Source organism: Bradyrhizobium sp. Kon56, assembly GCF_055807635.1.
On record NZ_JBVVOU010000078.1, the window covers coordinates 1 to 4,834 of the forward strand.

Consider the following 4,834-nt stretch of genomic DNA (forward strand, 5'->3'; position numbering starts at 1 on the left):
CTGCGCATGCTGCGCGACAACAAGGACGAGGCCTTCGACCTGCTGCGGAGCGCGCTGACCTCGCCGCATTTCGAAACGGCCGATGTCGAACGCATTCGCTCGCAGGTGATCTCAGGCCTGCGCCGCGAGACCACCAACCCGACCTCGCTGGCGAGCCGCAAATTCCTGGAGGTTGCTTTCGGCGATCATCCCTACGGTCGGCAGTCCAACGGCAACCTCGAGAGCGTTCCGACCATCACGGTTGCCGACATGAAGGATTATGTCGGCCGCGTGCTCGCCAAGGACACGCTCAAGATCGCGGTGGTTGGTGATGTCGATCCGACAACCCTCGGCAAGCTGCTCGACCACACGTTTGGTAGCCTGCCCGCCAAGGCCAATCTCGTGCCGGTCCCCGACGTCGAGGCCGCCAAGCCACCGCAACGCGCCTTCGTGACGCTCGACGTGCCCCAGACCGTGATCACCTTCGGCGGTCCCGGGGTGAAGCGCAGCGATCCGAACTTCATGGCGGCCTATGTCGTCAACCATATCCTCGGCGGCGGCCTGTCCTCGCGGCTGCATCGTGAGGTCCGCGAGAAGCGCGGGCTGGCTTATTCGGTGTTCGAATCGCTGCTCTGGATGGAGCATTCGGCGATCTTCATCGGCAACACCGGCACCCGCGCCGACCGTGCCGGCGACACCATCGATGCCATCGACAAGGAGGTGCGCCGCATCGCCGAGGAGGGCCCGACGCAGAAGGAGCTCGACGAGGCCAAGTCCTACCTCAAGGGCTCGCAGATGCTGGCGCTCGACACCTCCTCGAAGCTTGCGCAGGCTTTGCTGCAATATCAGCAGGACAAGCTGCCGATCGACTACATCGAGAAGCGCAACGCTGTCGTCGATGCGGTCACCCTGGACGACGCCAAAGCGGCCGCAAGGCGCCTCTGGAGCCAGGGCTTGCTCACTGTCATCATCGGCCGCTCTCCACCGGCAGCAGCCGAGTCGACGACCGCCCCACCGGCCTCGAAGCCGGGGGCCCCCAATTAACTTTTCAATGAGTTCGGGCGGCGGAGCCGCGAAAGCGGACAGTGAAACTCCTGTGCTCAGTATAAAGTGTCACCTATGCTCGGGCCGCTCAGAACAAGCGGCGGCCCCAGACCAAAAGTTCCGTTTAAGGGCGAGGTGGTCCGGCGCTGCGAGAAGCCCACATCATTCTCCATCTGGGTCCTAGCGTCGCCGGAGTCGGTTTGCTCGCGAAGAGCATGTCACTTCCCGCGGAGACTGCTGGAGTGAGAGATTAGGCGTTTGTGAGCGACGGCGAATTGGATCTGATGAAGCTTTTGTTGCCCGGCAAGCCGCGCGATGGAAAGGCCTTCCGTGGCGAGAGCTCGAACCCCTATTGAAGGCGGGCGTTTGGTTAGCACCTTTCGAACCTCTGGCAGCTCGCCCGCTGCATTCCAGTTGCGCAAGTCTTAACACCAATCGCCGCGACTGCGGCGCAACATTCAGTCGAGAGCCTCGAAGCTCGCGCGGCGTCGGGTTGTAGACGTAGAAGTCGTGATGCAACGTTCGTAATGCGAAGCCTTGAACCCTATCGAAAGTGCGCGTCAGCGCCAAACTTGGAGTGAATCGTGGTCAAGAAAGGTGTATCGTTGAAGTCGCGGATTGAAAGGCCAACGGCCTCGATTCCAGATGATGATCCCTATCTATGGTTGGAACAGATCGAAGGCGAGCGTGCGCTCGGATTCGTCGAACGGCAGAACCGGCTGACGCTGGACAAATTCGGTGGACCTGCTTTCGAACCCGATCGTGACACGCTCGCGGCGATCTACGACCGGCCGGACAACATCCCCTATGTCAGCCGGTGCGGCGGCCTGCTCTCCAATCTCTGGAAGGATGCCGGCAATCCGCGCGGGCTGTGGCGGCGGACCACGATGGACTTCGCAAAGGCGAGCCTGCCCGGGAAACCCTGCTCGACATCGACGAGCTCGCCCGCCGGGAGGACGCAGACTGGCTCCTGAACTGGTCGAGCTCGCGGCCGGGCGCGGCGCAGGTGATCCTGGGCCTGGCGCGCGGCGGCAGCGACACCGTGAGCTTGCGCGAGTTCGACCGCAACACCAAAAGCTTTATGCCCAACGGGTTGCTAGTGGCGGAAGCCAAGGGCGGCGCAGCCTGGGTCAAGCCGATACCGTGCTGTTGTCCAGCGCCTTTGGCGAGGGCATGGTGACAAGTTCGGGCTATGCGCGGACGGTGCGGCCGTGGCGACGCGGCGAGCCGATCGAATGCGCACGCGTGGTGTTCGAAACGACGCCCCATCGCATGAGCGCCTATTGCCACGTCGACTTCACCGCTGAGACCCCACGGGTCTGGTTCATCGACCGGCTGGACTTCTTCAACTTCGACGTCTGGCTCGGCACCGAAGATGGGGCAACCGTCAAGCTCGATCTTCCCTCCGACATCTGGCTGCAGATTCGCCGCGACTGGTTCGTGATCAAGCTGCGCTCGGTCTGGACGATCGGCGGCGTGACGCACGCGCCGGACACCGTGCTTGGCATCTCGCTATCGGCCTTCCTCGCCGGCGACCGCAATTTGCGGTGGTGCTCGCACCAGACCCGCGCCGCGCTTTGCAGGGTTTCTTCTGGGCCCGACGGCAAGCTCCTTCTCTCCCTTCTCGACGAGTTGCGGCCAATGTTCGAGATCTGCACGCCGTCAGCGGCGGCCTGGAGTCGCGAGACGCTGAGCGAACTTCCCGGGATCGGCGTCATCGAGGTCAGGCGCTTCGATTCCCATGAGTCCGAGAGCAATGGCGACCCGCTCGCCAATGCCCAGGATCCGCTGACGCCCCCGTCCCTGATGCTGCTCGAGCGAGGCATCGCGAGCCCGACGGTGCTGAGGCCGGCGCCGAAGACATTCACGTCCGAGGGGCTCCTGGTCACTCAGCACGGAGCGATCTCGATCGATCGCGCGCGCATTCCTTATGTGCAGACCGGTCCCACTGGGGAGACAGGTGATGCGCCGGTCTACATGACCGCCTATGGCGGCTTCGGGCTCTCGGTGAAGCCCTTGCTACAATTCGTCGCTCGGCAAGCTGTGGCTGGAGCGCGGCGGCACAACGGTGCAGGCCAATTTGCGCGGCGGCGGCGAATTCGGCACGCGCTGGCACGATGCTGGCCGGCTCGCCGGCAAAAAACTGTCACACGATGATTTTGCCGCCGTGGCCGCCGATCTTGTTCGCCGCGGCGTAACCAAGCCGAAGCGCATCGGGGCGCAAGGCGGATCGAACGGCGGCATCCTCATCACCAACATGCTGAGACGATACCCGGAACGCGTCGGCGCGCTGTTCTGCACCATCCCACTGATCGACATGCGCCGCTACAGCAAGCTGCTCGCTGGCGCGAGCTGGATCGCGGAATATGGCGACCCCGATAAGCCTGCGCAGTGGGAGTGGCTGAAGACTTATTCCGCCTATCACAACGCAAAGCGCGGCCAGCCCTACCCGCCAATCCTGATCGCGACCACGCGGCGCGACGATCGCGTCCGTCCCGGGCACGCGCGCAAGATGGCGGCAAAGCTCCAGGTCATGGGCTATGAAGCTTATTTCTACGAGCCGGCGGCGGCGGACACGGGTATGGCGAGGACAACAAGGAGCGCGCCGGCTTCGATGTGCTTGGCTTTGAATTTCTGAAGAGCAAGATTGGCTGGCAGAACGGGGAGGCGTCAGCGAGCTAACGCAATTTCTCAATGACGTGCGATATCGACCAGGGGGCAAACTGACCGACGTCCTCAACTCCCGCACGACCGATTCGAGATCCTGCGCGCTTAAACCAACGCATGGTGGAGTTCCGTTTCTCTTCACCAACTCTATGGCCTCACCTTGCCTCACGGATGACTGTTGCCGCTGTGCGCGTCGTATCGTTCGCGGCCCGCTCTAAGGATTGAGGTTCACGAGCTGCCCGAGGCGTTTGCGTCCATCTAAGCGTAGACCTGTCGGCTCGGCGTGCGGCTGATTACGGGTCCGGCAACAGCTCTGCAATCTGCACCGCGTTGAGCGCAGCGCCCTTGAGCAGCTGGTCCGCCGCCACGAACATCGAGATCGAATGCCCCGGAGGGGTCGCTGAGGTCCTTGCGGATGCGGCCGACCAGGACGTCGTCCTGGCCCGAGGCGTCGATCGGCATCGGGAAGTAGTTCTTGGCACGGTCGTCGACGACCTTGACGCCGGGCGCTCGCGCCATGATGGCACGGACCTGATCCTCGCTGATCGGCTTCTCGCATTCGAAGGTGATGGCCTCGCAATGAGCCCGCAGCACCGGCACGCGCACGCAGGTGACGCCGATCGCGATCTTGTCGTCCTCGAAGATCTTGCGGGTTTCGTTGATGACCTTGGTCTCTTCGTCGTTGTAGCCGGTGTCAGGGGCAATCGCGGTGTTGTGGTTGAAGAGGTTGAAGGCGTAGGGATGCGGCATCACCTTCGGCGTATAAACCTGCCCGTTGAGGTTGGCGCGGGTGGACTCGACCAGCTCGTCCATCGCGGCAGCGCCGGCGCCGGAGGCCGCCTGGTAGGTCGAGATGATCACGCGCTTGATGCGGTTGCTCTGATGGATCGGCCACAGTGGCACCAGCGCGGTGATGGCGGCGCAGTTCGGGTTGGCGATGATGCCCTTGTGGTCGCGGATGCGGTTCGCATTGATCTCCGGGATCACTAGCGGCACGTTCGGGTCCATGCGGAAGGCGGAGGAGTTGTCGACGACGACGGCACCCGCCTTGACCGCGATCGGCGCGTACTTCTTGGAGATGCTGCCGCCGGCGGAGAACAGGGCGATGTCGACGCCTTCGAAGGCGCGTTCGGTCAGCTCCTCG

The 4,834-nt window shown here is 63.3% G+C and carries 1 protein-coding gene and 2 pseudogenes; 2 read left to right on the forward strand and 1 reads right to left on the reverse strand.

What is annotated here, in order from left to right; genetic code table 11:
* Window positions 1-1,023 (forward strand): M16 family metallopeptidase (locus AC0L3B_RS37850; RefSeq protein WP_473382617.1); only part of this gene is annotated, 1,023 nt, incomplete at its 5' end.
* Window positions 1,024-1,607: 584 nt separating this feature from the next.
* Window positions 1,608-3,705: pseudogene (locus tag AC0L3B_RS37855) on the forward strand (prolyl oligopeptidase family serine peptidase).
* A 278-nt stretch (window positions 3,706-3,983) separates the two neighbouring features.
* Here AC0L3B_RS37855 and AC0L3B_RS37860 read toward each other — a convergent pair.
* Window positions 3,984-4,834, reverse strand: a pseudogene (locus AC0L3B_RS37860) (aspartate-semialdehyde dehydrogenase); the annotation flags it as partial.